The following is a 24,144-nucleotide window of genomic DNA, read 5'->3' as shown; positions in this document are numbered from 1 at the left end:
GGGACCTGCAATGTGCCTGCTGACCTACTACCCCGCCGGCACTGCGATCGACAGGCGCGCGTTGCGGTTCGGGGCCGACGCGAACCCAGACGGTCACGGCTTCGCGATCGTCACCGGCGGCCGCATCATCACCGGGCACGGCATGAACGCCGACACCGTTATCGGCACCTTCGCCCGCACCCGCGCCGAGCACCCGGACGGTCCGGCGTTGTTCCACTCCCGCTACGCCACCCGCGGCGCGGTCGACCTGTCCAACTGTCATCCGTTCCGGCTCGGCGGTGATCCGCGCACCGTGTTGGCGCACAACGGCACTCTGCCTAAACGTGTGCATCCGCGTGCGTTCGACCTGCGCTCGGATACCCGGATCGCGGCCGAGGACTACCTGCCCACTCAACCGTTCGGGCCGATCGACACCGCCGCCGGGGCGCGCGGACTAGCGGGCTGGCTGGGGCCGAGCAAGCTGGTGATCTTGACCGTCGACCCCGCCTACGCCCACACCGCCTACCTGTTCGGTGAGCGCGCCGGGCTGTGGGTGGGCGGAATCTGGTATTCCAACCGCTCCTACCTGCCGCCCGAACTGCGGTGGCCGGCCCGACGCCGCACGGTGTGCGGGTACTGCCTGGACCGCGATCTCGAACGCACCAGCCGCCACTGCCGCGCCTGCGGCTGGTGCTTCCACTGCCACCACGTCCTCTCCCACTGCGCCTGCCTGCCCACCCCGACCCGGCCAGCTCCCACCGCGGTCCCCGCATCCAGCTGACCTGACCCGACCGCCAGGCCCGCTCGACCCGAGCTGCATGGCACCGCTTTCCTCTTGCGCCCCGCTTCGCGCCGCTACCCCGGCCCGCAGCGGGGCGCCGTCGTGTGTCCACCCACTTTTTTGGAAGGACGTGAATCCTGTATGCCCGCATCCACTCTCACCGATCGGCGGTGTGAGGACTGTTCACACCCGATCGACGACAACACGACCGTCACCACCATCGAAGGTGATCATCTGTGCCGCGCGTGCGCCGACCGGCTCGACAAATGCGACGACTGCGCCACCCCCGCACAAGAGCGCCGCTCTACCGTGCGCGGCACCGAACTGTGCAGCGAATGCTCGATCGGCTGGCGCCGCTGCCGCGACTGCGACCGCTTCGACAGCGATCTGGTCGCCGCCAACGGCCACGGCGAGGTCTGCGACAACTGCGCCGACAGCTACCGGGTGTGCGACGAATGCGGCTCGCGCGCGAGCGGACTCAACGAAACCGAAGCCGGGGCGGAGGTGTGCCGGCGCTGCGAGGACACCGACTACCGCTGCTGCGCCGGCTGCGACATCCTCATCCGTCAGTGGGAGGACTATTGCGACACCTGCGCCAACCAACGCCCCGACCACAACGGCATCCACTCCTACGGCTACAAACCCGAACCCGACTTCCACGGCACCGGACCGCTCTACCTCGGGCTGGAACTCGAAATCAAAACCCCCCGAGATGTTTTCGATGACGCTGCCGAACTCGCCATCGACGGGCTCGGCGACCTCGGATATTTGAAACACGACGGCAGCATCCAGCCGTGCGGATACGAACTCGTCACGCACCCGATGTCGTATGAGTATGCGCGCCAACAGTTTCCGTGGTCGCTGTTGAATCGGTTGCGGTTGCTGGGAGCCTACACCGATACCAGCGTCGGAATCCACGTGCACGTGTCCCGCGCCGGATTCTCCTCTCCCGCGCACACCTACCGGTGGTTGAAGTTCGTCTACCGCAACGAATCCCACATCAAAGTGCTGGCTCGTCGTGACTCCGAGCAGTGGGCCGTATTCGACCCCGGTGCCCGCGCCAACGCCGCCGCCCACGCCAAGGGTGAAACCGGAGGCGCGTTCCGGTACCGGGCGATCAATGTGTGCCCCGAGGACACGTTCGAGCTGCGGGTGTTCGCCAGCTCTCTGCACACGCGCGAGGTGCAAGCGGCGCTCGCTTTCGCCGACGCCTCCGTCGAATACACCCGCACCCTCTCAGCCGCCGACATCGCCCGCCGCCGCGGCTGGGAATGGACCGCGTTCACCGCGTGGCTGGCCGCCCGGCCCGAATATCGCTGCCTGACCGACGAATTGGAGGCCCTCGCGTGTGCATCCTGACCTTCTACAAACCCGGCCAGGACCCCGACCTCGACGCCCTGCACGGCGGCGCGCTGGCCAACCCGCACGGCCACGGCTACGCCATCCACACCGGCGAGGCCATTCTCGTCGGCCACGGCATGAACAGTGACGAGGTGATCGACGAATTCGCCCGACAGCGGGCGAAGCACCCCGGTGGTCCGGCGTTGTTCCACTCCCGCTACGCCACCCACGGCGACCGCGACACCAGCAACTGTCACCCCTTCCCCGTCGGTGGCGATCCACGAACGGTGCTCGCCCACAACGGGGTCCTGCCTCCCACCGTGCACCCCGCCGCCGGCGACACGCGCTCGGATACCCGGATCGCGGCCGAGGATTTCCTGCCCACCAACCCGTTCGGGTCGCTGGACAGCTGGGCCGGGCGCGACCGGTTCGAGCACTGGCTCACCGGTAACAAGGTCGTCATCTTGACCACCGATCCCGCCTACAAATACCCCGCCTACATCTTCAACGAACGCCACGGGCACTGGGTCGGCGGCACCTGGTACTCCAACGACAGCTACCTGATGCGCGAATGGGCCAGCGCCGACACCGACTACATCGGCTTCTGCGAACACTGCGGCCAATTCGAAGACGACCCCTTCGGCCCCCACTGCGGATACTGCGGCTACTGCGCCGACTGCGCCCACCCCTTCCCCCGCTGCGCGTGTCCGCAATTCGACGGCGTCGATCGCTACGCCGACCTGTTCGGCCTGCCAACCCACTGAACCTGCCCGGCCACCGATCACCTCGCGCGCCCGCCACCACTCCGCGGGCGCGCCCGCATCGGTCATGAGAGGAGCTGTGCCCGTGTGCGCGTCCACCGCACAACCGTTGAGCCGCGACGACACCGTCACTGTGTTGCTCGACGCGCTCGAACCGTACATCACCTCGGCGCGGCATGCGCTCGGTGTCGCGCACGCAATGGCCACAGTCGTCGGCGGTGAGCCCCTGGATCTGCTCAACCACGCCGTCGCCGACTACCAGCGCCGGGAACAGCTCGTGCGCGCCGCCTCTCGCGCACTGCGTACGTTCACTTCTCCAGGCTCGGCGAGCTGAAGGCGTTGATGTGCTGCCTATCCCCGGCGATGCCTCAGTAGCTGTCGTGGCCGCGGACAGGGACCGCCAGGCAACGACGATGCTCTCGGCCAGCCGGCCCGACTCACCGCAACACGCCCGTCGCTCCTCATTTGCTCCTCCCCCCTTTTTTCGATCCGAATGGAGGTACCCGATGCCCGACTCTCCCGGCGTCCCCGCCGGCCTGGTTCCAGTTCCACAGCGTCTGGCCGAGGCGCCGGTCTCGGCGGGCATGGTCGTGCCTTACATCACGATGACCCACCGCGACCCCGGCAAACCGGTGTGGGGCGCGGTGAACCCGGCGCGGCTGCAACAGATCTGGCTGCACAGCCTGTGTCAAGTGTGCGGTCAGCGCCTCGACGGTCCCTGGGCCGTGGTCTACATCAGGCCGCAGGACTACCTGCGCGGCATCGGCCCAGAACCCGCTCTGCACCCCGAGTGCGGCCTCTACTCGAAACGGACATGCCCCATGCTGGCCGGCCAGACCGATCACTACAACCGCCATCCCAGCCGCCGCCCGTGCGGCGACCCGGAGTGCACCTGCCGCCTCTGGGCGCCACCGACTCCCGATCCCGGCGAAGGCCGGCGTGAAGGCCACCCGGCCGAAGCGTGGTACGAGGCGTGGATCGCGATCGAGGATTACACCCTGATCCGAGCGCCCGGCGGCGAGCACGGCATGGACAGGTTCGGTGTCGAACTGCGCCCTGCCTCGCGGCTGCGCAAACTCCGAAAGGTCCGCGACGCCGCACCCACCGACACCGGGGAGCAGCCGTTGGATCTGCTGGCCGCGATCATCGCCACCCGCATCCTGTTCACCGAGGACGGTGAATGATGACCGGATCGGACAAGTTGCTCACACGTATCGGTGCGTTGATGCGCCAGGCGGAGGGCACCGACAACCCGCACGAGGCCGAGGCATTCCTGTCCCGCGCCCAGCAGCTGGCGACCCAGCATTCCATCGACCTGGCCGTCGCGCGCGCGGCGGCCGCCGACCGCGGCCGTGCCCGACCGATGCCGGGCATGCGGCGCATCGAGATCGGCGCCAAGGGAACCAAGGGGCTGGCCACCTATGTGGCGTTGTTCGTGGCCATCGCCCACGCCAACGACGTCCGCGTGGACGCCGCCCACAATTCGACCTGGGTGATCGCCTTCGGGCTCGGCACCGACATCGACATCGACACCACCCAACTGCTCTACACCCATCTGCTCGCCCAGATGGTGCGCGGCTCACGCGCCTACCTGCACTCCGCAGCCCACCAACGCCACCCGGTCGCCCGTGTCACCGCACGCCTGGCCTACCCGCGCGCCTTCGCCGCCCGCGTCGGACAACGCCTGCGCGCCGACCGCGCCCGCGCCCGCGCCGACGCCCTCGCCACTGACGCACCGGCAGGACCAGGCACGGCGTTGGCGTTGCGGGACAAAGACATCGAGCTGCGCGACTACTACACCGCACACTCGACCGCGAAAGGCACCTGGAACGGTCACCGGCGAGCCATGGGACACGCACCGGCCGCCGCGGACGCCGGCGACCGCGACGGACAACGCGCCCGCCTGCACGACCTCGGCCACATCGACGGACCGCGCAAAGGTTTGCCGTCGTGACCGCACGGCCACGCGACACACAACGCCGCAAGGTCTACGACGCCGAGCACCGGCTGCGTGCCCTTTTCGATCTCGCCGACCGCACTCCCGGGCGCACCGTCGAACTGTTCGGCTCCCAGATCAGCGTGCCGATCGAAAGACGCATGGGCACAGTCGAATCCGTGAGCGCATACCTCGAGGCCGTTCTGTCGTTGCCCTCTATTCGGGCCCGGTACCCGCACGCCGCGGTACCAGTGCGGGTGCGTGCGCGGCGCGGCAGCCGCTACGCACACTACGAGCCGGCCACTGCCACGATCGCCGTCCCGCTCCGCGAGCGTGCCGTGCGAGAACTGCTGGTGCTGCACGAGCTGGCCCACCACCTGCAACCCCGCCCCGCTGGGCACGGCCCCGAGTTCTGCCGCGTGTTCTGCAATGTCCTCGACACTGTCGTCGGCGCCGAAGCCGGATGGCTGATGCGCACCCTGCTCCACGACACCGGAGCCCTCCTCGCCTAGCACCGCGACCTGTGACACGAATATTTCCAATGCGGTTCGCTCACCCACCGCCGCGACAGGACCCCGGCGTTTAGGATTCGCGATGGGATCGGGGGATCGAGGGGACACACGGGTGACTCGCACCATTCCCTTCCCCGATGCAACCCCTTCGTCATGACGGTGCTCTCACACCGTTACTGGGACGAAAGGGGGCGAGAACGGGCGTAGTTCCACCCCTCCGGACGCGCCCGTTCTTCCTGACTCCGGCTCCCATGCGGCGGTTCTCGATAAGCCTCTCGCTCGCGAACACCGATGCCCTTACCGGTGTGGAGCACAGCATCGAGCCGGTCCGGCTCCCCTCACGGCGGCCGGCCACGTGATGGCTCTCCAGCCAGCGTTGCTCGACTCCGCCATCGACTCTCTCCTCAGGAGGATCACCGTGTCGGCTTCCGACCATGCCTTCGAACGCTTGGCGCCGTTGACCTCGCGGCGGCGGCTCGCGTGGGCCGTCGCCGCTCGCGCCGCGTTGACCAATTCTCTTGCGGTGTCGACCCTTCTGGCCGACACCGATGTCGAGGAAGTCGCTGATCGGTTGTGCACCGAACACGAACTGTTCCAGATCCCACCAGATGTGGGCGAGCAGGCGGTGGCGGATCTCGATCGCGCCGCCGTAGTCGACGCGATGCTGGTAACGCCGGAGGATCCCGATTGGCCAACGGCCGCGGTCGCCGACCTCGAACGCGCGAATGTTCCTGCCCCGGTTGCGTTGTGGGTGCGCGGGCCGCTGCCGCTCCCGGTGTCGGTGGATCGCACCGTGGCGGTGACGGGGTCGCGGGCTGCCTCCGACTACGGCATCCACGTGGCCCACGATATGGCGACCTACTTCGCCGACCGCGGCTGGCGGGTCCTCAGCGGCGCGGGGTTCGGCATCGATACCGCCGCCCACCAGGCAGCACTGCTGTTGTCGGCACCCACCATCGCGGTCGTGGCCGCCGGGATCGACCGCGCCCGCCCGGCCGGCAACACCCGGCTGTTCGATCGGCTCGCGGACCGCGGACTGATTGTGTCGGAGTATCCGCCCGGCTCCGTGCCGACCAAACCCCGCTTCCTCGAACGCAATCGGCTCGTGGCGGCGCTCTCAACCGGCCTGGTGATCTGCGAGGCCGGTTCGCGGTCGGGAACCCTCGACACCGCGTCGTGGGCCCAGCGACTGCACCGCCGCATCGCCGCGGTTCCCGGACCGATCTACTCAGCGACTTCCGCCGGATGTCACCAGCTACTGCGTGAACGCACCGCGCACCTGGCGGCCAGTGGACGCGAGGCACTCGACATCGTCACCGATCTCGGCGCGGGGCCAGCGTCGTGACCGACACCATCACCTCCGACCTGTTGGACTGCGCCCTTGTCGCCCGCGCGCTCACCCACAACGCGCGCGGACCCCGGCTGGTGTGCCAGTCCGGACCCACGAGCGAGATAGCGGACCGGATCCGCCGCGGCCACGCCGGTTTCGCGATCCCTTCCGGTCTCGAGGAGCACGCGCGCCGCGACGCCGACCGTCTCGACGAACTCGGAGCACGGCTGATCACTCGCGACGACGCCGAATGGCCATGGCCGCGGCTGGCGCGGCTGGAGCGCGCCCCACAATCCGGCCCGTTCGCGCTCTACCTGCGCGGCCCCGCCCGCCTCGACACCCTCACCGAGCGGGCGATCACCGTCACCGGCTCCCGCGCGGCGACCGGATACGGCCGCACCGTCACCGGCCGGATCGCCGCCGAACTCATCGCCTTGGGCTGGAATGTCGTGGCGGGCAGCGCATACGGCGTCGCCGCCATCGCGCACAAAGCCGCGCTGGCCGCGCACGGCAGTCCAGTCGCGGTTCTCGCGGCCGGGATCGACGTCGCTCACCCGCCCGGACATTCCGGACTACTCGACACCATCGCCACCAGCGGACTTCTAATCTCCGAATATCCGCCCGGCACGGGTGTGACCCGGGCGCGTCGCCGCGCCCAGGCTCGCCTGCGCTGCGCTGTCGCGGGCAGTGCTGATCATCGAGTCCACACCAGGCGGTGAACCCGCCACGATCGCCGCGCACGCTGTGCGTCACCGGGTTCCGGTGTTCGCGGTGCCAGGGCCGGTGACCAGCGCGACCACCGCGCTGCCGCACGAGTTGATCGCCACCGGCCGCGCGCGCCTGATCACCAACGGCCACGACATCCACCACATCCTGAGCTGACCGCGCCACGCCGACCTGGCTGCCCGCGTCCCAGTCAGCTGTGTCGGCCGTGTCCGATTCGTTGTCCAGTGAAGGGACTGTTCATGACTCAGCCGACGCCACTACGCATGTCTGCCCCGGGTGAATTCATCGCCGCCGTGCCGGCCCTGCTCGGCTTCTACCCTGTCGATTCATTGGTCGTGGCACTGCTCGAACGCCGCCCTCCCGACGACGAGGTCTGCATCAAAGGCGTCGCCCGCCACGACCTCCCCATCACTGACAAGCGGCTCACCACCGGCGTCACGCAATTGGCCGACCTCGCCGCGCACGAAAACGCATCGGCAGTATTGGTTCTCGTCGTCGACAGCACCGCGCAACCAGCACCCGCGCCGCACAGCGGGCACACCCACATCCTCGACATCCTCGACCGTGCCCTCACCAGACGCGGTGTTGTTCTCGCGTCGGCGTGGGCGACCCGCGTGATCGAAGCAGGCGCGCCGTGGTGGAGCCTGCCCGATGCCACCGAGTCCGGCGTCGTACCCGACCCCGACGCATCGGCGCTCGCCGCCACCGTCGTCGCGGGACATCCGATCCACCGGTCACGCGAGGAACTGGCCCGCCTGATCGAGCCCGACCCGGGGGTGGCCGACCAGGTCCGCGCACTGCTCCCCGAGGTCGCCAGCCTCAGCACGCAGCGCGCGTCCGGCGAGATCACCGACACCGTCGCCATGGTGATCGAGCACATTGACACGCTGGCGGCAGGTTCGGCGCTGACCCCGGCGGATATCGCCAGGCTCGCGGTGGCCTTACGCACGGCCGCCGTGCGCCATTGCCTGCTCGGGCTGGCCGGCACTGCCCGCGTCGACGCGGCTGAACGGTTGTGGGCGCTGCTCACCCGCAGCCTGCCCGATCCCGAACGCGCCCATCCCGCGGCTCTGCTGGCGTTCTCGGCCTATCACCGAGGCAATGGAGTGCTGGCCTCGATCGCGCTGGACGCGGCCCTGGCCTCCGACCCACAACACCGGTTCGCCCGCTCCCTCGACGCCGCGTTGCTAGACGGCACGTCCCCGCCCCGACTCGGCGCGGTCGTCACCCACGCGCACGACATCGCCGACGCCCTCGGCGTCGATCTCCACCACTGACCAGCATCGCCTCTTTTTCTCGTCTCCTCGTTTCGTCCCCGATCAGAAAGGTCACATTTCATGCCGTCCGCGAACTCTGTCCCGACCCTGTCCCGCGCGGAATTCAATCGACTCGAACACCGTGGCGCCGCCGGCGCGACCGCCACCCTCGCCGAGATGGATTCCGCCGTCGCCGACCGCTGGCGCGGCGTGCACGCCGGGTGGCGGGGCCGCCACTGGGCCTACCTCGACGACGAGCACGGCGTGCTGCGCCTGCACCCGATCAACGTCACCCGCACCTCGAGCCAGGCAGCCGCCTGAACCACACCCCAATCCGGTTCACCGTCCAGACAGGCGCGGCCACACCGTCATCCAACCGGTGGGGCCGCGCCGTTCGTCATCTCCTAGGAGGTCCCCCTTTGAGTTCGACCACCCTCACCGTCGTCCCCGACATCGAACCCGACGCCGACCCCACTCCGCCCACCGCGACCGACGCTCAGGCTGCCGACGAGCACCCTGACTCGCAGCCCGCGCCCACCGACACCGGCGACGAAGACACCCCCGACCGGGCGCCGGTCCCGCCGAACGCGACCGCGGCGTATATGGATCCGCGGGAGTTGGTGATCGCGGAAAACGTGCGCAAAGACTTCGACGTCGACCAGCACCCCAAGCAAGCCGCCTCGATCCGCGAATTCGGTGTGGGTACGCCGGTGTTGGCCGAACGCGAACCCGACGGCACGGTGCATGTGATCGATGGCCAGGTGCGAGTGTTGATCGCCCAGGCCGTCGGTGTCACCCGGGTGCCGGTGTGGATCACCGAGGCGCCCACCGAGATCGATATCAAGCAGCGGCGCATCGATCGCACGATGGTGCAGATCAATCTCAACGAGCGACGGATCCCGTTGACGCAGGCCGACTACGCCGCCGGTATCGCGCTCATGCTCGATCTGGGTGCCTCACCGACCCGGATCGCACGGGGGCTGCAAAAGGCCAAACGCGCCGACGTGCGCAAGCTCGCCGCGGTCGGTCGTTCCGAAGCCGGACGCAAGCTCGCCGACGACGGCCAGTACAGCCTCGATCAGCTCGCGGTCATCGCCGAGTACGACAACCTCGGCGACACCGACGCTGTGGAGAAACTGACCTCGGCTACCCGCTATAACTTCGGCTACACGGCCAACTCGATCGCCGGGGACCGCGAGGAAACCCGGCGACGTCTGCACGCGTCACTGCCGTATGCCGCTTACGGATTCGGGGTCCTCACCGACGAACCCGGCGCCGACGACGGATACCTGGCCGTCAACGACCTCGTCCGCTCCGACGGCGAACCGGTCACCGACGACGACGTGTACGCCCATCCGGCGCAGTGGCTGGTGTGGGTCGACGTCGAGGAAAACAGTGAGCTGGTCGACACCGCCACCGGCGCGCTCGTCGATCCGGACACCGTCGACTGGGACACCCAAAACGATACCGACACCGAACCCGGTGACGGGTTGCGCCGCGCGGATGGGCTGGCGTGGCGTGACCGCTGGATCCCGGCCTACTACCTGCTCGCCGACCAGCTCGACACCGCTGGACTTCGGCTGGCTGTTGCGCAGGCTGGCGACCCGCAGGAGGCCCTGGCCGCCGCCGAACGCGCGGCGGAGGCGCGGGAACAATCGCGGCTGGCGCGGCGCCGGGTGCGGGAGCTGAACAAGCGGGGCGTGGCCGCGGCCGAGCGTCGCGAGGATTTCCTCGCCACGTACTTCCAGCGCACCAAACCGCCGACGCAGGGCGCGCATTTCGTGGCCGAATATTTGGCGCGGAATCTGGCGCCGGGTGCGTTGCAGTTGGTGACCAAGCTGCTCGGTATCGGGTTCTCGACCGAGGAACTGGTGAAAGTGATCGGTTCGGCGTCGGTGAACCGGGCATTGGTGCTCACACTGGGCATGGTGCTGGCCACCCGCGAGGCCACGCTGGACAAGAGCTTGTGGCGCACACGCTCGGAGGCCACGTCCCGGTATCTGCACCTGCTCGCCGACATCGCCGGTCCCGGCGACGATTTCGCGTTGGTCGAGGTCGAACAGGCCGCCGCGGGCGACATCGACTACCGCGACATCCCCATCGACACATAACCAGAACCCGGCCCTGCCGCACTGTGGCAGGGCCGGTCCTTGCATGCAATCCGATCCCGTTCACTGATTGAGGAGGACGTCCATGGCCGGTGACACGGTGATGACCGTCGTAGGAAATCTGACCGAGGCGCCCGAGCTCCGGTTCACTCCCGCTGGCGCGGCGGTCGCCAATTTCACCGTCGCCTCGACACCGCGATATTTCGACCGCGACGCCGGTGAGTGGAAAGACGGCGATCCGCTGTTCCTGCGCTGCAATCTGTGGCGCCAGGCCGCGGAGAATCTCGCCGAGTCGCTGACGCGCGGTGCGCGTGTCATCGTCACCGGGCGACTCAAGCAGCGTTCGTTCACCACCCGCGAGGGCGACAAACGCACCGTCGTCGAACTCGACGTCGACGAGGTCGGCGCCTCCCTGCGTTACGCCACCGCGACGGTCACCCGCGCCACCGCACACGGATCCGGCGGCCCGCGGACCCGACGCGCGGTCACCACGCACCGCGACGGATTCGGCGACCCCGGCGCAGGATTCGAGCAGCCGTCGGCTTCTCCGTCGGAGAGTTCGGATCCGTGGCGGGAGCCGGCGATGGCCGGGGCCGCCGCGGGTTTCGGCGGCGACGCGCCCCCGTTCTAACGCACTGCTTCCTAACGCACTGCCTCTCTAATTCCATTTGCTCGGCTCGCTCACCCCGCCCGGAACCGTCGGTTCCGGGCGGGGTGAGTTGCGTTGTGGGGCGGGGGTCTGGCCGGTCGCGGTGACCAGCCATCCGAGGGCTACCAGGGCGGGCTGCGCCGCGCGTGACGGCCCGCGCCCGGCGCGCACGAATTCCCCGGCGCGCCGACCCCACGCTCTCCCGCCGGCCGGGGTGGTGTGCGCGGGAATTCGCCCGCGCACGCCCCGGCGCGTTCCGCCCCCAACGCGCGTCGTGTCCCGCCCCGGTTCTCGCGCCCTCGGCTGGTCACCACGACCGGCCCGACACCCGCATGGTCGATCACGGGGCCGTACCGGTCCCAGCGGGTGCTCGCCTCATCTTCGATTGACGACAGGACGAACTCTCGTGACCGAAACCAGCGCCTTCCTCGACGCCATTGCCCACCTCGACTACGCCATCACCAGCGACCGCCGCGCAGCGCGCCGCACCTTCACCACCGCGCTCACCCACGCCACCCCCGGCGAACGGGACGTGCTCGACGCCATGGTCGACACCTTCACCCTCTACCCGTATCGCAGCGCGCTGCTGCGCCTGGAAGCCGCGTTCCGTCACGACGAACCCAAACGCGCACTGCTGGCGCGGCTGCTGCCCGACACCGACCCCGGCCTGTATGTGCGCGAGCGTGCCGAACGGATCGCGCTCCTGGAACAGCGCGCCCGCACAGGCGACAGCAGCGTCGATGACGAAGTCTTCCGCGACTACGCCCCTCTCGCGGCCGTCGAGACCGAGCGGACCTCGATCCGGTTGTGGCGCAACCCGCCCGCCCGGCTCTTCCTCGCGCCGTCACGGCAGACCGACAAGTCACGGATGACGCCCGAGCGGATCACCGCGCGTGTCCGTGCCCGCGGCAAGCGCCGCCCCGCGCTCATCGAACCCGACGTGGTCACCGCCTACGTCGCCGACACTCTGCACCGCGACACCATGGCCGGTGAGCTCGCGCGTAACCGCGCCAGCGAGCAGCGGTTCCGCGACCTCGGCCTGCTCCCCGAACCCGCGCCGTCGTCGTCGGAGCGCGTGCAGGGCGCGCAGCCGCGCAGCGATGACGATGTGCGGGCACGGTGGGATCTCGAGTTCGTGCACCACGTCGCCGAACAGCACACCCACGCCGCCGCAGCTGCCGAGCGCTCCCGCCGCGTCTCACATGAGGAGGCGCTCGCCTACGCCGATGCCCGCACCGGTGTGCGTGGAGATCTGCGGCCGGAGTTGCCGTTCCAGGGCAACAGTGTGGACTACACCCGCGAGGCCATGACGCCGATCTCCGGGTGGCGCTGCATCGGCTGCTTCATCGAACGCTCCACCGTCGACCAGAACCCCCTCCACAGCGACGGCGGCCGGTGGCGCAGCGACGACGGCCTGTGCGACTACTGCCGCAGCGACGACCGCGCACCGCGCCTGCCCGAACTGCCCACCGGCTTCACCGCCACCGACCTCGCCCGCACCTACTGCCGGTTCCTCACCACCACCTACCCAGGCGCCGCTCCCGCCCTGCTGGCCGAGACACGCCGACGTGCACCGCGCTGGCTGACCACCATCATCGACGAGTTCGTGCCCCAACCCGCACACGCCGAGCACGCCACTGGTGCGGAGGCCGACGCTGAAGCCGGTGCGCAGGCGAAGCCTGTGACACGCCGCCGTCGCGGCCCGGTGACTGGTGCGGGGCAGCGCCAGGCCCGCTGCGAGGGATGCACCCGCATCCGCGCCATCCACGACGACGGGTTCTGCACCGAGTGCCGCGTCTGGCTCGGCCTCGTCACTCCACCCACCCGCCGAACCGTCGCCGCCTGACACAGGCGAGCGTCGCGCTCCGGTCCGTCGCGGTGACGCCCCACCCGCGACGGACCGGCCACCAACCACCGCCCCCTGCAAGGAGTTCCGCATGCACGACCTGCTCATCTTCATCGTCGGACTGCTCATCGGCCTCGCCCTGTCGGGCCACCCACTCATGACCGTCCCCGACACCCCCGTGCCGTGCGACGGCCAGCGCCCACACGACTAACCCGATCGCGCCGCGCAACCGCAGCGCGGTCCCGATCGCTTGCGTCCGCGTGGGGTCTGCGACAACCTGCCCGCAGGCCCCACCGCCACATCCCACAACCACTCCCACTCATTCACCACCACACATCACCCACACACACTCACACCACATATCCCCTCACACCCATAACCCCATATCCTCCATAACCCCTCACCCCCACACACTCACTCACCCATAGCAGACCTCATGCATCGCGGAATCTGAGAATTTCCTTACATCGTGGGGAAATGACGCGTTTTGATACAAACTACCTCCCTTCGAAGTCTGGAAATACTGGGTGCACTGGGCTTGTGATGGATAGGTGACCGCGACGCTTCACAAAATTCTCGCGGGCGACAGTTACCGGTATTACCTTCGTCAGGTCGCGGCGGCCGATGCCAGCGACCGCGGACCCGCAACCCTCTCGGACTATTACTCCGCCCACGGTGAACAACCCGGTATGTGGTGGGGCAACGGACTTGCCGCCCTGGACCTCTCACCCGGTGACGAGGTCACCGAAGCGCAGATGCGGGCGTTGTTCGGCCACGGCCACCATCCCGACGCCGACGCGATCACCGCACGCGTCATCGCCTCCGAAACCGCGAAAGGAACCAGCCTCAAAGCCGCAAAGGAAATCGCGGAACGCGCGACACGTTTAGGTAGCCCATATCGCACCTATTCCGGTGACAACGAGTTCCGCAAACGCTGCGGCAAGGCGTTCGCCGAACACAATATTGCTGCCGGAGTCGACGCCCGCGCGGCGATTCCCGACGAGGTTCGCGCACGGATCCGCACCGACGTCGCGACGGAAATGTTCACCGAACACTACGAGCGACCGCCATTGGACGACCGCGAGTTGTCCGGGTTCGTCACCAAGATGTCGCGCCCGAAATCAGCGGCGGTCGCCGGGTTCGACCTCACTTTCTCTCCAGTCAAAAGCGTCTCCGCGCTCTGGGCCATCGCACCCCTCACGGTGTCCCAGCGCATAGCCGCAGCGCACGACGCCGCCGTGGACGACGCACTGCGATGGCTGCAAAAGCATGGAGTCTTCACCCGGGCGGGCCGCAACGGGGTGCGTCAACTCGATGTCGACGGCATCATCGCCGCACGGTTCGTTCACCGCGAATCCCGATGCGGGGACCCGGATTTACACACCCATGTCGTGCTCGCCAACCGCGTCCGCGGTGCCGACGGGCGCTGGCGGACCCTGGACGCGGCGCAGATCTACCGGCTGAACGTGACGATCAGCGAGATCTACAACACCCGCCTCGAACACCACCTGCGCGCCGACCTCCGGGTCGAGTTCGCCGAACGCGCCGGCACCAACCCGAACAAACGCCCCATCCGCGAGATCGTCGGCATCCCTGAGGTGTTGATCCGGTACTGGTCACGCCGCGACGCCGCCATCCGGACACGGCTGGGCGCGCTGGCTGTCGAGTTCCATCAGCAACTCGGGCGCGAGCCCACCGCGGCCGAGATGTGGAATCTCTCCCAGGTCGCGACCTTGCAGACCCGCCCGGCCAAACACCTGTCGCGGTCGTGGGCCGAGCAACGCCGCGACTGGCGCACCCAAGCCTCCACCGTGCTCGGGGACCACACCATCCTCGACCAGATCGTCGCCACCAGCATCAACCGCGCGGCGCCTCCCTCACCGACGGTCGGCGAGGATCGCGTCGCGGATATCGCTCGCGAGGTGGTGGAGGTGGTGTCGGGACAGCGGTCGGTGTGGCAGCACCACCACATCCGCGCCGAAACCGAACGCCGCATCCGCGCCCTCACCGGCCGCGACACCTGGGCCGACATCGCCGACGCAGTTGTCGCCCAAGCACTCTCACCCCGCCATTCACTCGCCCGCCAAGACCCCGACATCGCTGCCGAACCCGACCTCGCCACCGTGCCCGCACCGTTCCAGCGCCGCGACGGCGCCAGCGCCTACACCCATTCCGGCACCCAGACCTATACCTCCGCCCGCCAACTCGACATCGAATACCGCCTCACCGAACTGTCGGTCCAACCCGGGGGACGCATCATCGACGAGCGTTTCGTCACCGCCGCGATCGCGGCCTACAACACCGATCCCGCCCACAAAGGAAAGAAACTCAACGCCGGCCAGACCGCCATGGTCATCCACTTCGCCACGTCAGCGGCGCGCATCGCGGTCGCGTCCGCCCCGGCGGGCACCGGGAAAACCACCGCCATGCGCGTCCTCGTCGATGCCTGGCACGCCTCCGGCGGAACAGTGCTCGGCCTGGCCCCCGAGGCCGCGCCTGCCGCGATCCTCGCCGAAGCCACCGGCGCCCTCGTCGAAACCGTCGACCGACTCCTACACATCCTCGACCGACACCGACCACGCAATGACCCCGAAACCGCGCCATCGGCTGGCGGTTTCCCCGCCGCCGTACCGATGTGGGTCCACCAGATCGGCGAACTCACGCTGGTGATCGTCGATGAACATGTCAAGCTGTCGGATCGAAAACGGCTGCGATTGTTCGAATTCCTCACCGCCCAGGGGGCCACCGTCCGGTGCGTCGGCGACGACAAACAACTGCCCTCGATCGACGCCGGCGGCGCCGGGATAGAAGGCACCCACGCCCCCGACGCGATCACGTTGACGCACGTGGTGCGCTTCGCCGACACCGCCGAAGCCACCGCCGGCCTCGCACTGCGCGACGGCGATCCATCAGGTCTCGGCTTCTACCTCGACCACCAGCGCATCCATTCCGGCAGCGCGGCCACCGTCGCCGACAAAGCCTACGGCGCCTGGTTCGCCGACCGGCACGCCGGACGCGACGCGATCATGCTCGCCCCGACCCACGACATCGTCACCGACCTCAACGACCGCGCCCGCGCCGACCGCCTCGCCCGCACCACCGAAAGCGCCTCGGCCACGACAGAATTGAGTGACGGGTTGACCGCGTCTGCCGGGGACATCGTCTGCACTCGCCGCAACAACCGCCGCCTGGCCCTCGGGGAACGCGACTGGGTTCGCAACGGCTACCGCTGGCGTGTCGACACCGTGCACGCCGACGGCAGCATGACCATCACCCACCTGCGTCCCGGCGGCCGGCCCGGCGGGGCCACGGTGCTTCCTCCCGAATACGTCGGTCTGCATGTGCGACTCGGGTATGCGATGACGATCGATTCCGCCCAAGGCACCACCGCCGACACCTGCCATACCGTGCTCACCGGCGGCGAATCACGCAACCAGCTGTACGTCGCGATCACCCGCGGAATCCACGCCAACCACCTCTACGTCCCCACCACCATCGATGGCAGCGAAGCCTCCTTCTGGACCGAACCCGCCATCCTGCCCCGCACCGCCGTCGAAGTCCTGCAACACATCCTGGCCCGCGAGGCCACCCACACCAGCGCCCACACCTCCCTGCGCGACGCCCTCGACCCCTACCGCCGGCTCGGCCGCGCTGTCGACATCTACCTCGACGCCATCGGCGTCGCCACCGAACACACCCTCGGCCCCGACACCCTCACCCAACTCGACCAGCACGCCGAAACCCTGCTCCCCGGACTCACCGACGCCCCCGCCTACCCCACCCTGCGCCAGCACCTGGCCATCCTCGCCCTCGCCGGCCACGACCCCGCCACCGCGCTACGCGAGGCCATCGACGACCGCGAACTCGACACCGCAAAAGACCCCGCCGCCGTGCTCGACTGGCGCCTCGACACCAGCGGCGCACACTCCACCGGAACCGGACCCCTACCCTGGCTGCTCGGCCTGCCACACCAGTTATCCGACCCGGAACTGGCCGACCAGCTACACGCACGCCGACGCATCGTCGCCGACCTCGCCACCCAGATCACCACCGACGCCCGAACCTGGACCGCCGCCACCGCACCGGTATGGGCGCGGCCCCTGCTCGGCAACCGCGAGCTCATCGCGGAGCTGGCGGTGTGGCGCGCGGCCAACCACGTCCCCGACACCGACCTACGACCCACCGGCCCCACCCGCTTCCCCACCCGCGAACGCGACCACCACACACGCCTCACCGCCCGGGTGACCGATGCACTCGGGGACCTGCACACCGCCACCCACACCTGGGAGCCACTGGTCAAACGCCTCGACACACGCATCACCAGCGACCCCTGGTGGCCCGTCCTCGCCAACCATCTCGACACCGCCGCCGCGGCCGGACTCGACATCGACACCCTGCTCACCGACGCCGCCGCAACCCGCGCGCTGCCCGACGACATGCCCGCCGCCGCCCTTTGGTCACGCCTGCGCCTCGACCCCTCCGCACTCACCACCCACACCGGACCACCCCTACGTCCCGACTGGACACCACACCTGCACGACATCCTCGGCCACGACCTCGCCGAACATGTCATCACCGATCCCGCCTGGCCGCGCCTGGTCGCCGCCATCGATACCGCACCCAACGACTGGACACCCCACGACCTGCTCGCCACCGCCCACGAGCTTCTCGTCACCGCCACCGACGACGCGACAGCGCTCCCCCGCGCCAATCGACTCGCCACCGCGCTGGCCTGGCGCATCGAAATACTTACCCACCCAGCGCCAGAATCCGAAAACCCCCACCCCGCAACCGGAACAGCGACCGCCATGACACCACCGACACCCGAGCCCCACGACGCCAACCCAAACCACGACGACAGTGTGAGTCCGTTGCCCGCCGACATCGTTCACGCGATCGGCGACCTCGTGTCCTCCGCCAGGATCGACGACGCCCGACAGACCTTCACCCGCCTCACCGCCCGCCTCGACAACACCGAACGCGAACTCCTCCAACGCGTCATCACCACCCTGACCATCCGCGCCTACCCGGTCGCGGTCGCGCGGCTCCGATGGGCCGCCGACCGCTACCCCGAACACCGGGCATTTATCCTCGCCGCAATCCCTGCCACCGACCCACGCCTCCACCAGCCACCTGCCAACGCGCGGTCCGGCCGCGAACCGCGCACCGCAGCACGCGATCAAGACGAATACATGGACCCCGCACGACGGCGGCCACCCCGTCCCGATCTCGGCCGCGACGTGTTCGACATCTACACCCAATCCTTCGCCGACCTCGACGCCGACCCCACCCACCTACCCGTCCCCGAAGGAACCGGCGCCACGCGCCACCGGCCCGGCAAAGAGGCACCAGAACGCTCCGACACCACCAGCTTCCTCGCCGGCACCGGCCACACCGTCGACTACGACCGCTATGCCGTCCCCGACCACCACGAACTCCCCTGCCTCGCCTGCGGACTCGAACGCGCCCGCACCGACACCCACCAACACCACTGCGACGACGGACTCTGCAGCACCTGCCGCGACGACAACCAACCCGGCATCCCCGCCCACGGCCCCGCCGATCACGTCGCCGCCCGCTGCGCATTCATCACCGACCGGCACCCACCCACCGCGGCACTAGCACTACTGCGGAAAGACTGGCGCCACACACGAAACCCGGCCGACCGCGCGACCATCGAAGCCTTCGCAGACGCACTCCTGACAGCCGAAACGCTGGCCAGCCAGAACAATTCAACGCAAGTCCTGGACGGCGACACAGGGTTCGATCCGTCTAACCCGACTCACATGCTCACCGATACCGAACTCGTCCAAGCGATCGGCACCCTCGAACTCCGCATTCAACTCGCCGACGACGAGACCACCATCTACGGCCCAGCACCCGCCAACACCCACGCAGGCGACCCGATCGATACCGACTGGCTGGAAGAAGAACTCACCGAACTACACGCCGAACGCACACGCCGCGCCCACCTCACGCCCGACCAAGCCACCACCGAACACGCACAGCGCGCCAACCGCCACGATGACGCCGAGTGGTGGTCTGCCGTCGAACACCCCGGCCTCGACACCAACGTCGCCGAAACTGACAGCCGCGAGCTCTAGCACAATCCGATCACCTAGATGCAGCTCAACCTCGTTCGGACCCGTTGACCATGCGGGCGGCTCCGAGGGCGCCTAAGCGGATCAATGCGTCGATGGCATCGAGCAAAGCCGAACGGTCGTCGGGGATATCTGTCTGCGTGAGACCCCGGACGATCAGCTGGCTCACGTGATTCGATTCGGCCGCTGCACGAATAGAGATGTCACCACGCGCCACCAGGGCGATATGCATTCGCCCTTCTCACTCTCAACGTACATCGGGAGGTGTTGACTGCGCATCGCCGATCCGGTCAGGCCGGGCGCCGGGATCGTTCACCACTATCCCACGCTGGCCAAGTAGAAGCGCGGGGATCGACGGCGCTTACGCCTGAAACCGGACGACCCGGATCATCCGCCTTCAATCCATAGTTGTGGTCTTTCGGACGCGGCGGCTCTGGGAGCCACGGTCAATCCAGATCCTGCCGCACCGGGTGTGGCATCCGCGACACCAACGTTGATTTAAGCTCGCCCCGCATCGAATTGCGCAGAATACAACGAGATCTGGCATAGGGCCTGCGGTCGGATGATGACTCGATTATCTGTCGCCTGGCTATCACAGGGCTGAGGGCGGCCAAACGGGCACGAGGAAAGCCGGCCGAGTGAGTGAGCACCACGCCACGTGCGAAATCGCGAACGCATTTGGGACGACGTCCTCAACCCGTGAGATGGCCGAGACGGAACGCATCGACCAGTGCGCCGCCGAATGCGTTGTGGACCGCGAACACTCGATCTCCGAAGGGTTGGGCCGCCCGTTCCCCGAAGCGCCGGCCGAATTCACCGGCACGCCTTCACCTCGAACTGATGTCCAGGTTGGTGATGGGCATCCGGACTGGTGAGTCAAGTCGCTGTCGGCGGGTGAAAGGATCGGACATCGCCGATACACCGTGACGGCAACCGCCCTGAGCGACAATGGATTAACGGCCGCAAGGCACGTCGTGCGATCGGAGATCGATGCCATGAGTGAGTTCCAACCCACAAGCGCACCGTTCAAGCCCCATTATGTGGAGTACATATGCGAAGAATGCGGTAAGGAAACCGCCGTGAACCTGCGCACCGGAACCGTCAACGGCCACCATCGCCCCGGCACGCACAATCAATGCGACGAATCAGGACGCTTCATCGTCGAGCCTGATGGAAGCTTCGACAACCAGCCGCGCCCGCCACGCGCGGTCCCGGTTGAGGTCACCGAATGCGCCGAGTGCGGTCAATTCGTCGGACACGACCGAGACCACAAGCGCACCTGCTCGGTCGTTGCGACAGTTGACGTGCGCCCGTCCACACGATCCACCAGCGTCCGTGTCGTTCGCGGCGGTCTGCCGACTCTTGGCAAACGGCACTGACTACCCCCATCATTGAGCCTGGCTTGCTCGATTCGGCGGACCCTGGCATCCGGATGCGCGGCGCCGATAGCTGCTCGGGCGCTAGAAGAACACCCATGAGTGCCGATATCGCACAGTGGCGCCCTCGGTCTACAAACGCGGTCGCTGACGGTGACCGCGTAGTGGGCCGAAATACCACAGGGCGGCAGGCTATCGGCGACGAGGCGTGAATCATGCTGAGTAGGAGTCTTTTTCGGCGCTTAAACACGAACCGAAGGGAATTGCGCCACTTTCGGACAAGTTGTGGTCGATCGTGCGTAGCAGCGGTCTCGAATGCGAGACTCGAGCCTTCCGCTGGCCGGAGAGTGGAGTTCACCGACAGGCTCCCGGGGGAGATCGAAACGCTTCGCCCGACGGTGCCCCGCCCGTGCCGGTCGTCGACGTTGGCAAAGCCATCCCTACGAGTCACCAACCCGATTTCGGCGAAACAAGATCGCGGTGGTGGTCAAAGCCAGCGGTCCGGAGCTCACCTGCGATGTCTCCGCCTCTCACATGGATGTTGCGCATGGCCGACAGCAACTGGCTCGAGCTCGTCGAGGTGGGCTTATGGACCAGAGGGGACACGGCCACGTTTCGGCCACCCGCTCGTGCCGGGCCAGTTCTCTAACTTCTCGCGACGCGCATCGGACTTGAACGGCTATGACAGGTCGAGGTGCCGGTTCATTGCCATCGCCGCATCGGCCAGTTCGGACAGCTCGATGACCGTTACGCCCTCCTGCTGAAGCTTTTCTACGCCCACGCAGTCCTCGACGAACGTTGAGGGCTCGCGCCAGGCGATGACCACTTCAGGGATCCCGGCCTGGAGAATGCGCTCGGTGCAAGGCATCCGGGTTTTCGTCGCGCGCTCGGAGCATGGTTCGAGGGTGCTGTAGATCGTGGCGCGAGAGAGCCGTGGATCATCCACGGCGAGTTTGTTCAGCGCGGACTCCTCGGCGTGTACCTTTTCATCGGTCTCACGGGAGTAGCCTGTTGCAATTTCCTCACCGTCCACGACGATGACCGCGCCGACCGAGAAGGCGCCCTCGACGACAGGGCACTGCTCAGCGAGTTCGATGGCTCGGTTCATCCAGCGCTTGTGGTCGTTTTCGCTCACGAGTCCTCCTTGGGGTGGTAACGCAGCACGGCGACATCGCCGATCTGTGTGACATCTACCAGGCGCATGCGCCGGGTCGGTCCGCCGGGATATTCAGCGGGGCGGAGGAACCGCGGCGCGGAGCTCTCGCCGACGAGCGTAGGACCGATGGCCATCAGCAGTTCATCGGCCAGGCCGGCGGCCAGGAAAGCGGTGTGGATATGACCGCCACCCTCCACCATCAGTTGGCCGATCCCGCGGACGCTCAGGTCATTGACGAGGGCGGCGAAGTCAACTGTCTGACCGAGGGGCACGATCTCGGCCAGGTCGGAGAGACGTACTGCCAACTTCTCAGCGCCCGCGACCGTCGTGTAGATGATGGGCTTTTCGTCAACGCCGTGATGCCAGAACTTGGCTTCCGGATCGAGGTCGCCGCTGGTGCTGACGGTGATCTTGCGCGGAGTGGCCAGCTTTCCCGCCGCGAGTCGAATTGCCTTGCGTGCTTCGCTTTTGACTGTCAACCGTGGGTTGTCACGTCGTATCGTCTCTGCCCCCACAAGAATTGCGTCGGATTCGGCGCGCAACTGATCGACCCGATCGAAGTCGGCCTCGTTGGACAGCATCAAACGTTGCGGGCTGGTGTCATCGAGATACCCGTCGACGCTGGTCGCAACCGAGAGGAGAACGTGCGTGCGGCTCACGTGAGCGACCACTTCTCAGCAGCGGCGCGGAATCCGACGATCTCAGGTTGCCTGCTGCCCGGATCCAGCATGCTATTCACCGTACGCAGGTTGTGCAGGATGCGCTCGGATCCGGTGCTCACGCCGATGTCGATTACGGTGGAGGCGAGTTTGGCGGCCGCTTCTGCTTCACCTGCGCGGACGTAGGCCACAGCTTGTCGTGCGATGTAGACCGCCTGGTCGCGGGTCTGCCCCGACCGCATGCCGCTGATTGCCTGGCTGAATTGGTCGATCGCGCCTCGGTAGTCGCCCATCGCGACCCGTCCCTGCGCCTGGTGTGCGTCGATATAGGCCTGATCGAGAAAGAAACCCCATGACGGATCTGCATTGACGTCCTCAGCCAGGTGCCGGGCACGGTCGAACGCAGCCTCGCTACCAGCGTTGTCCCCTATGAGCGCACTGCCCTGACCGGCGAATGTGTACGCCACAGCGCCGAACCGGGTTCCCGGCGGGGCCGCACGATCGGCGGCCTCAGCCAGTTCGCGTGCTTCTACGCCGTCGCCCATGTCGTTGGCGATCTGTGCCTTGCGGGTCAGTACCGCCGCGATCGAATACGGATCGCCCAGCTGGTGCGACCAGGTAAGGCCGCGGTCGGTCCAGTGCTGGGCGCGGCCCCAATCTCGGCAATCCTGGTGCAGCCATGCAGCGAACTCGGCGTAGAGCACCCGCATACGTTGCATTCCTGCTGGATCTCCGAATCCCGCGCGGCGCAGTTGTCCGATTCGCTCGATACTTTGCTCGACCAGAGGGATGACGTCGCCGGCGCCGTGCAGGTTGTCGCTTTCGATCAGTGACAGGCGCAGCTTATGGAAGTGGTCGAGCCGGTCGATTTCTGGGGAATTCGCCAGGACGGCTGCGGGTTTGACGCCAGCGGCTAACGCGAGCGCGCTCACCCCGATTCCAGCGATTACCGTGCGACGTGGGAGTGACACGAGAATGACCTCTCCAGCGGCGGTTCGGGCCGGAACCCAAACCAGATCAGCTTCATCAGCACCCATCACAGTCGCGTGACCGAGGGTGTCGTTGGCCAGCGTAACCGTTACAGGCGAAGAGCAATCCACCTCGTCGTGGTCGATCGCAGTGGCACCCAGGAGGTTCGCGAACCGCGCTGTCACCGCATCGGACGCACCAGCAAGCACTTTGTCCAGCTGACGTTTGCTCGATGGACGTAACGACGCCGCCGCACCGGCTGATTCCCAGCCGTCGACGGCGCGCGACGAAACTTCTACCCGTCGGGCGAACTCCTCGATCGTGAGTTGCATGGCGGAACGCAATGCCTTGACCTCGATACCGGTCCATCCGTAAACGATCATCGGCCCAGCTCCCCTGCTCATGCCGTGTTCTAGATCGAAAAGTACACCTCCCCCACCGAGCCGTCACGTAGGCAACCGCGGGCGATTGGAAGTTGCGCGAAAGCTGCGGAATTACTTCGTGGTCAATGCTTTCGGCCGGAGCAACCCTCATACCAGGCCCCGCCGCCGGATCGAACCGGCACCCCTTTCGTCCGTCGATCAATCCCACAGCGACGCCGGATCGACGGGCGAACGGATCTTCGGCGGCGGGTGCCGTTCACACACTAGATGGGAGG

22 protein-coding genes are annotated in these 24,144 nt (G+C 67.6%); 18 read left to right on the top strand and 4 right to left on the bottom strand.

The features are described from left to right. The 16 genes from RJ03_RS29020 to mobF all read left to right on the top strand — a co-directional run. On the top strand, window positions 1-760 hold a 760-nt coding region (locus RJ03_RS29020), incomplete at its 5' end, for a class II glutamine amidotransferase (RefSeq protein WP_245552414.1). 141 nt (window positions 761-901) lie between these two features. Further along, window positions 902-2,119 carry a hypothetical protein gene (locus RJ03_RS38590; protein WP_245552413.1) on the top strand — a complete coding sequence of 406 codons (1,218 nt, stop codon included), beginning with the start codon at window positions 902-904 and terminating at the stop codon, window positions 2,117-2,119. After that, window positions 2,107-2,865 (top strand): class II glutamine amidotransferase domain-containing protein, encoded by a 759-nt coding sequence (locus RJ03_RS29010; RefSeq protein WP_036508479.1) that lies wholly within the window; start codon window positions 2,107-2,109, stop codon window positions 2,863-2,865. Before RJ03_RS38590 ends, RJ03_RS29010 begins: the two co-directional genes overlap by 13 nt. Window positions 2,866-2,947: 82 nt before the next feature. Next, window positions 2,948-3,196, top strand: coding sequence for a hypothetical protein (locus RJ03_RS29005; protein WP_036508476.1), 249 nt, complete (start codon window positions 2,948-2,950; stop codon window positions 3,194-3,196). A gap of 172 nt (window positions 3,197-3,368) precedes the next feature. Further along, window positions 3,369-4,046 carry a hypothetical protein gene (locus RJ03_RS29000; RefSeq protein WP_051025376.1) on the top strand — a complete coding sequence of 226 codons (678 nt, stop codon included), beginning with the start codon at window positions 3,369-3,371 and terminating at the stop codon, window positions 4,044-4,046. Then, on the top strand, window positions 4,043-4,816 hold the full coding sequence (locus RJ03_RS28995) for a DUF2786 domain-containing protein (protein WP_373281732.1): 774 nt from the start codon (window positions 4,043-4,045) through the stop codon (window positions 4,814-4,816). The genes RJ03_RS29000 and RJ03_RS28995 overlap by 4 nt, the downstream gene beginning before the upstream one ends. Then, window positions 4,813-5,310 (top strand): TIGR04338 family metallohydrolase, encoded by a 498-nt coding sequence (locus RJ03_RS28990; protein ID WP_036508471.1) that lies wholly within the window; start codon window positions 4,813-4,815, stop codon window positions 5,308-5,310. The genes RJ03_RS28995 and RJ03_RS28990 overlap by 4 nt, the downstream gene beginning before the upstream one ends. Before the next feature lie 418 nt (window positions 5,311-5,728). After that, window positions 5,729-6,655, top strand: coding sequence for a DNA-processing protein DprA (locus RJ03_RS28985; protein ID WP_051025375.1), 927 nt, complete (start codon window positions 5,729-5,731; stop codon window positions 6,653-6,655). Then, a complete protein-coding gene (locus RJ03_RS28980) occupies window positions 6,652-7,359 on the top strand; it encodes a DNA-processing protein DprA (RefSeq protein WP_051025374.1) in 708 nt (235 codons plus the stop codon). Before RJ03_RS28985 ends, RJ03_RS28980 begins: the two co-directional genes overlap by 4 nt. After that, window positions 7,328-7,522 (top strand): hypothetical protein, encoded by a 195-nt coding sequence (locus tag RJ03_RS39260; RefSeq protein ID WP_051025373.1) that lies wholly within the window; start codon window positions 7,328-7,330, stop codon window positions 7,520-7,522. The genes RJ03_RS28980 and RJ03_RS39260 overlap by 32 nt, the downstream gene beginning before the upstream one ends. A gap of 83 nt (window positions 7,523-7,605) precedes the next feature. Further along, complete coding sequence (locus tag RJ03_RS28975; protein WP_157163519.1) at window positions 7,606-8,643, top strand: DUF4192 domain-containing protein; 1,038 nt, start codon at window positions 7,606-7,608, stop codon at window positions 8,641-8,643. A 60-nt stretch (window positions 8,644-8,703) separates the two neighbouring features. Next, window positions 8,704-8,943 (top strand): hypothetical protein, encoded by a 240-nt coding sequence (locus RJ03_RS28970; protein WP_036508468.1) that lies wholly within the window; start codon window positions 8,704-8,706, stop codon window positions 8,941-8,943. 98 nt (window positions 8,944-9,041) lie between these two features. Beyond that, complete coding sequence (locus RJ03_RS28965) at window positions 9,042-10,733, top strand: ParB/RepB/Spo0J family partition protein (protein WP_036508466.1); 1,692 nt, start codon at window positions 9,042-9,044, stop codon at window positions 10,731-10,733. Window positions 10,734-10,815: 82 nt separating this feature from the next. Beyond that, window positions 10,816-11,361, top strand: coding sequence for a single-stranded DNA-binding protein (locus RJ03_RS28960; RefSeq protein ID WP_036508464.1), 546 nt, complete (start codon window positions 10,816-10,818; stop codon window positions 11,359-11,361). A gap of 424 nt (window positions 11,362-11,785) precedes the next feature. Beyond that, entirely contained in the window at window positions 11,786-13,225 is a 1,440-nt protein-coding gene (locus tag RJ03_RS28955; RefSeq protein ID WP_036508463.1) for a hypothetical protein, read from the top strand. A 551-nt stretch (window positions 13,226-13,776) separates the two neighbouring features. Continuing rightward, on the top strand, window positions 13,777-19,329 hold the full coding sequence (gene mobF / locus RJ03_RS38880; RefSeq protein ID WP_051025371.1) for a MobF family relaxase: 5,553 nt from the start codon (window positions 13,777-13,779) through the stop codon (window positions 19,327-19,329). A 25-nt stretch (window positions 19,330-19,354) separates the two neighbouring features. Here the strand turns inward: mobF and RJ03_RS28945 are convergent, their stop codons facing one another. Next, window positions 19,355-19,558 (bottom strand): hypothetical protein, encoded by a 204-nt coding sequence (locus RJ03_RS28945; RefSeq protein WP_036508462.1) that lies wholly within the window; start codon window positions 19,556-19,558, stop codon window positions 19,355-19,357. 406 nt (window positions 19,559-19,964) lie between these two features. Between RJ03_RS28945 and RJ03_RS37440 the strand changes: the two genes are divergently transcribed. Both RJ03_RS37440 and RJ03_RS37435 read left to right on the top strand, forming a co-directional pair. After that, entirely contained in the window at window positions 19,965-20,201 is a 237-nt protein-coding gene (locus tag RJ03_RS37440; protein WP_157163518.1) for a hypothetical protein, read from the top strand. Window positions 20,202-20,249: 48 nt separating this feature from the next. Beyond that, a complete protein-coding gene (locus RJ03_RS37435) occupies window positions 20,250-20,705 on the top strand; it encodes a hypothetical protein (RefSeq protein ID WP_157163517.1) in 456 nt (151 codons plus the stop codon). A gap of 676 nt (window positions 20,706-21,381) precedes the next feature. Here RJ03_RS37435 and RJ03_RS28940 read toward each other — a convergent pair. Genes RJ03_RS28940 through RJ03_RS28930 form a run of 3 tightly spaced genes read right to left on the bottom strand, consistent with a single transcriptional unit; the run spans window position 21,382 to window position 23,869 of the window. Continuing rightward, complete coding sequence (locus tag RJ03_RS28940) at window positions 21,382-21,837, bottom strand: deaminase (RefSeq protein ID WP_036508459.1); 456 nt, start codon at window positions 21,835-21,837, stop codon at window positions 21,382-21,384. After that, window positions 21,834-22,517, bottom strand: coding sequence for a RibD family protein (locus RJ03_RS28935; protein ID WP_036508482.1), 684 nt, complete (start codon window positions 22,515-22,517; stop codon window positions 21,834-21,836). Before RJ03_RS28935 ends, RJ03_RS28940 begins: the two co-directional genes overlap by 4 nt. Next, window positions 22,514-23,869, bottom strand: a complete 1,356-nt coding sequence (locus tag RJ03_RS28930; RefSeq protein ID WP_157163516.1) for a helix-turn-helix domain-containing protein — start codon at window positions 23,867-23,869, stop codon at window positions 22,514-22,516. Before RJ03_RS28930 ends, RJ03_RS28935 begins: the two co-directional genes overlap by 4 nt. Between the last annotated feature and the right edge of the window lie 275 nt (window positions 23,870-24,144).

The sequence above is a fragment of the Nocardia aobensis NBRC 100429 genome, from assembly GCF_000308375.1.
GTDB classification, from domain to species: Bacteria; Actinomycetota; Actinomycetes; order Mycobacteriales; family Mycobacteriaceae; genus Nocardia; species Nocardia aobensis.
Note: the sequence above shows the minus strand (reverse complement) of the source record. Positions and strands in the feature narration are given on the sequence as shown.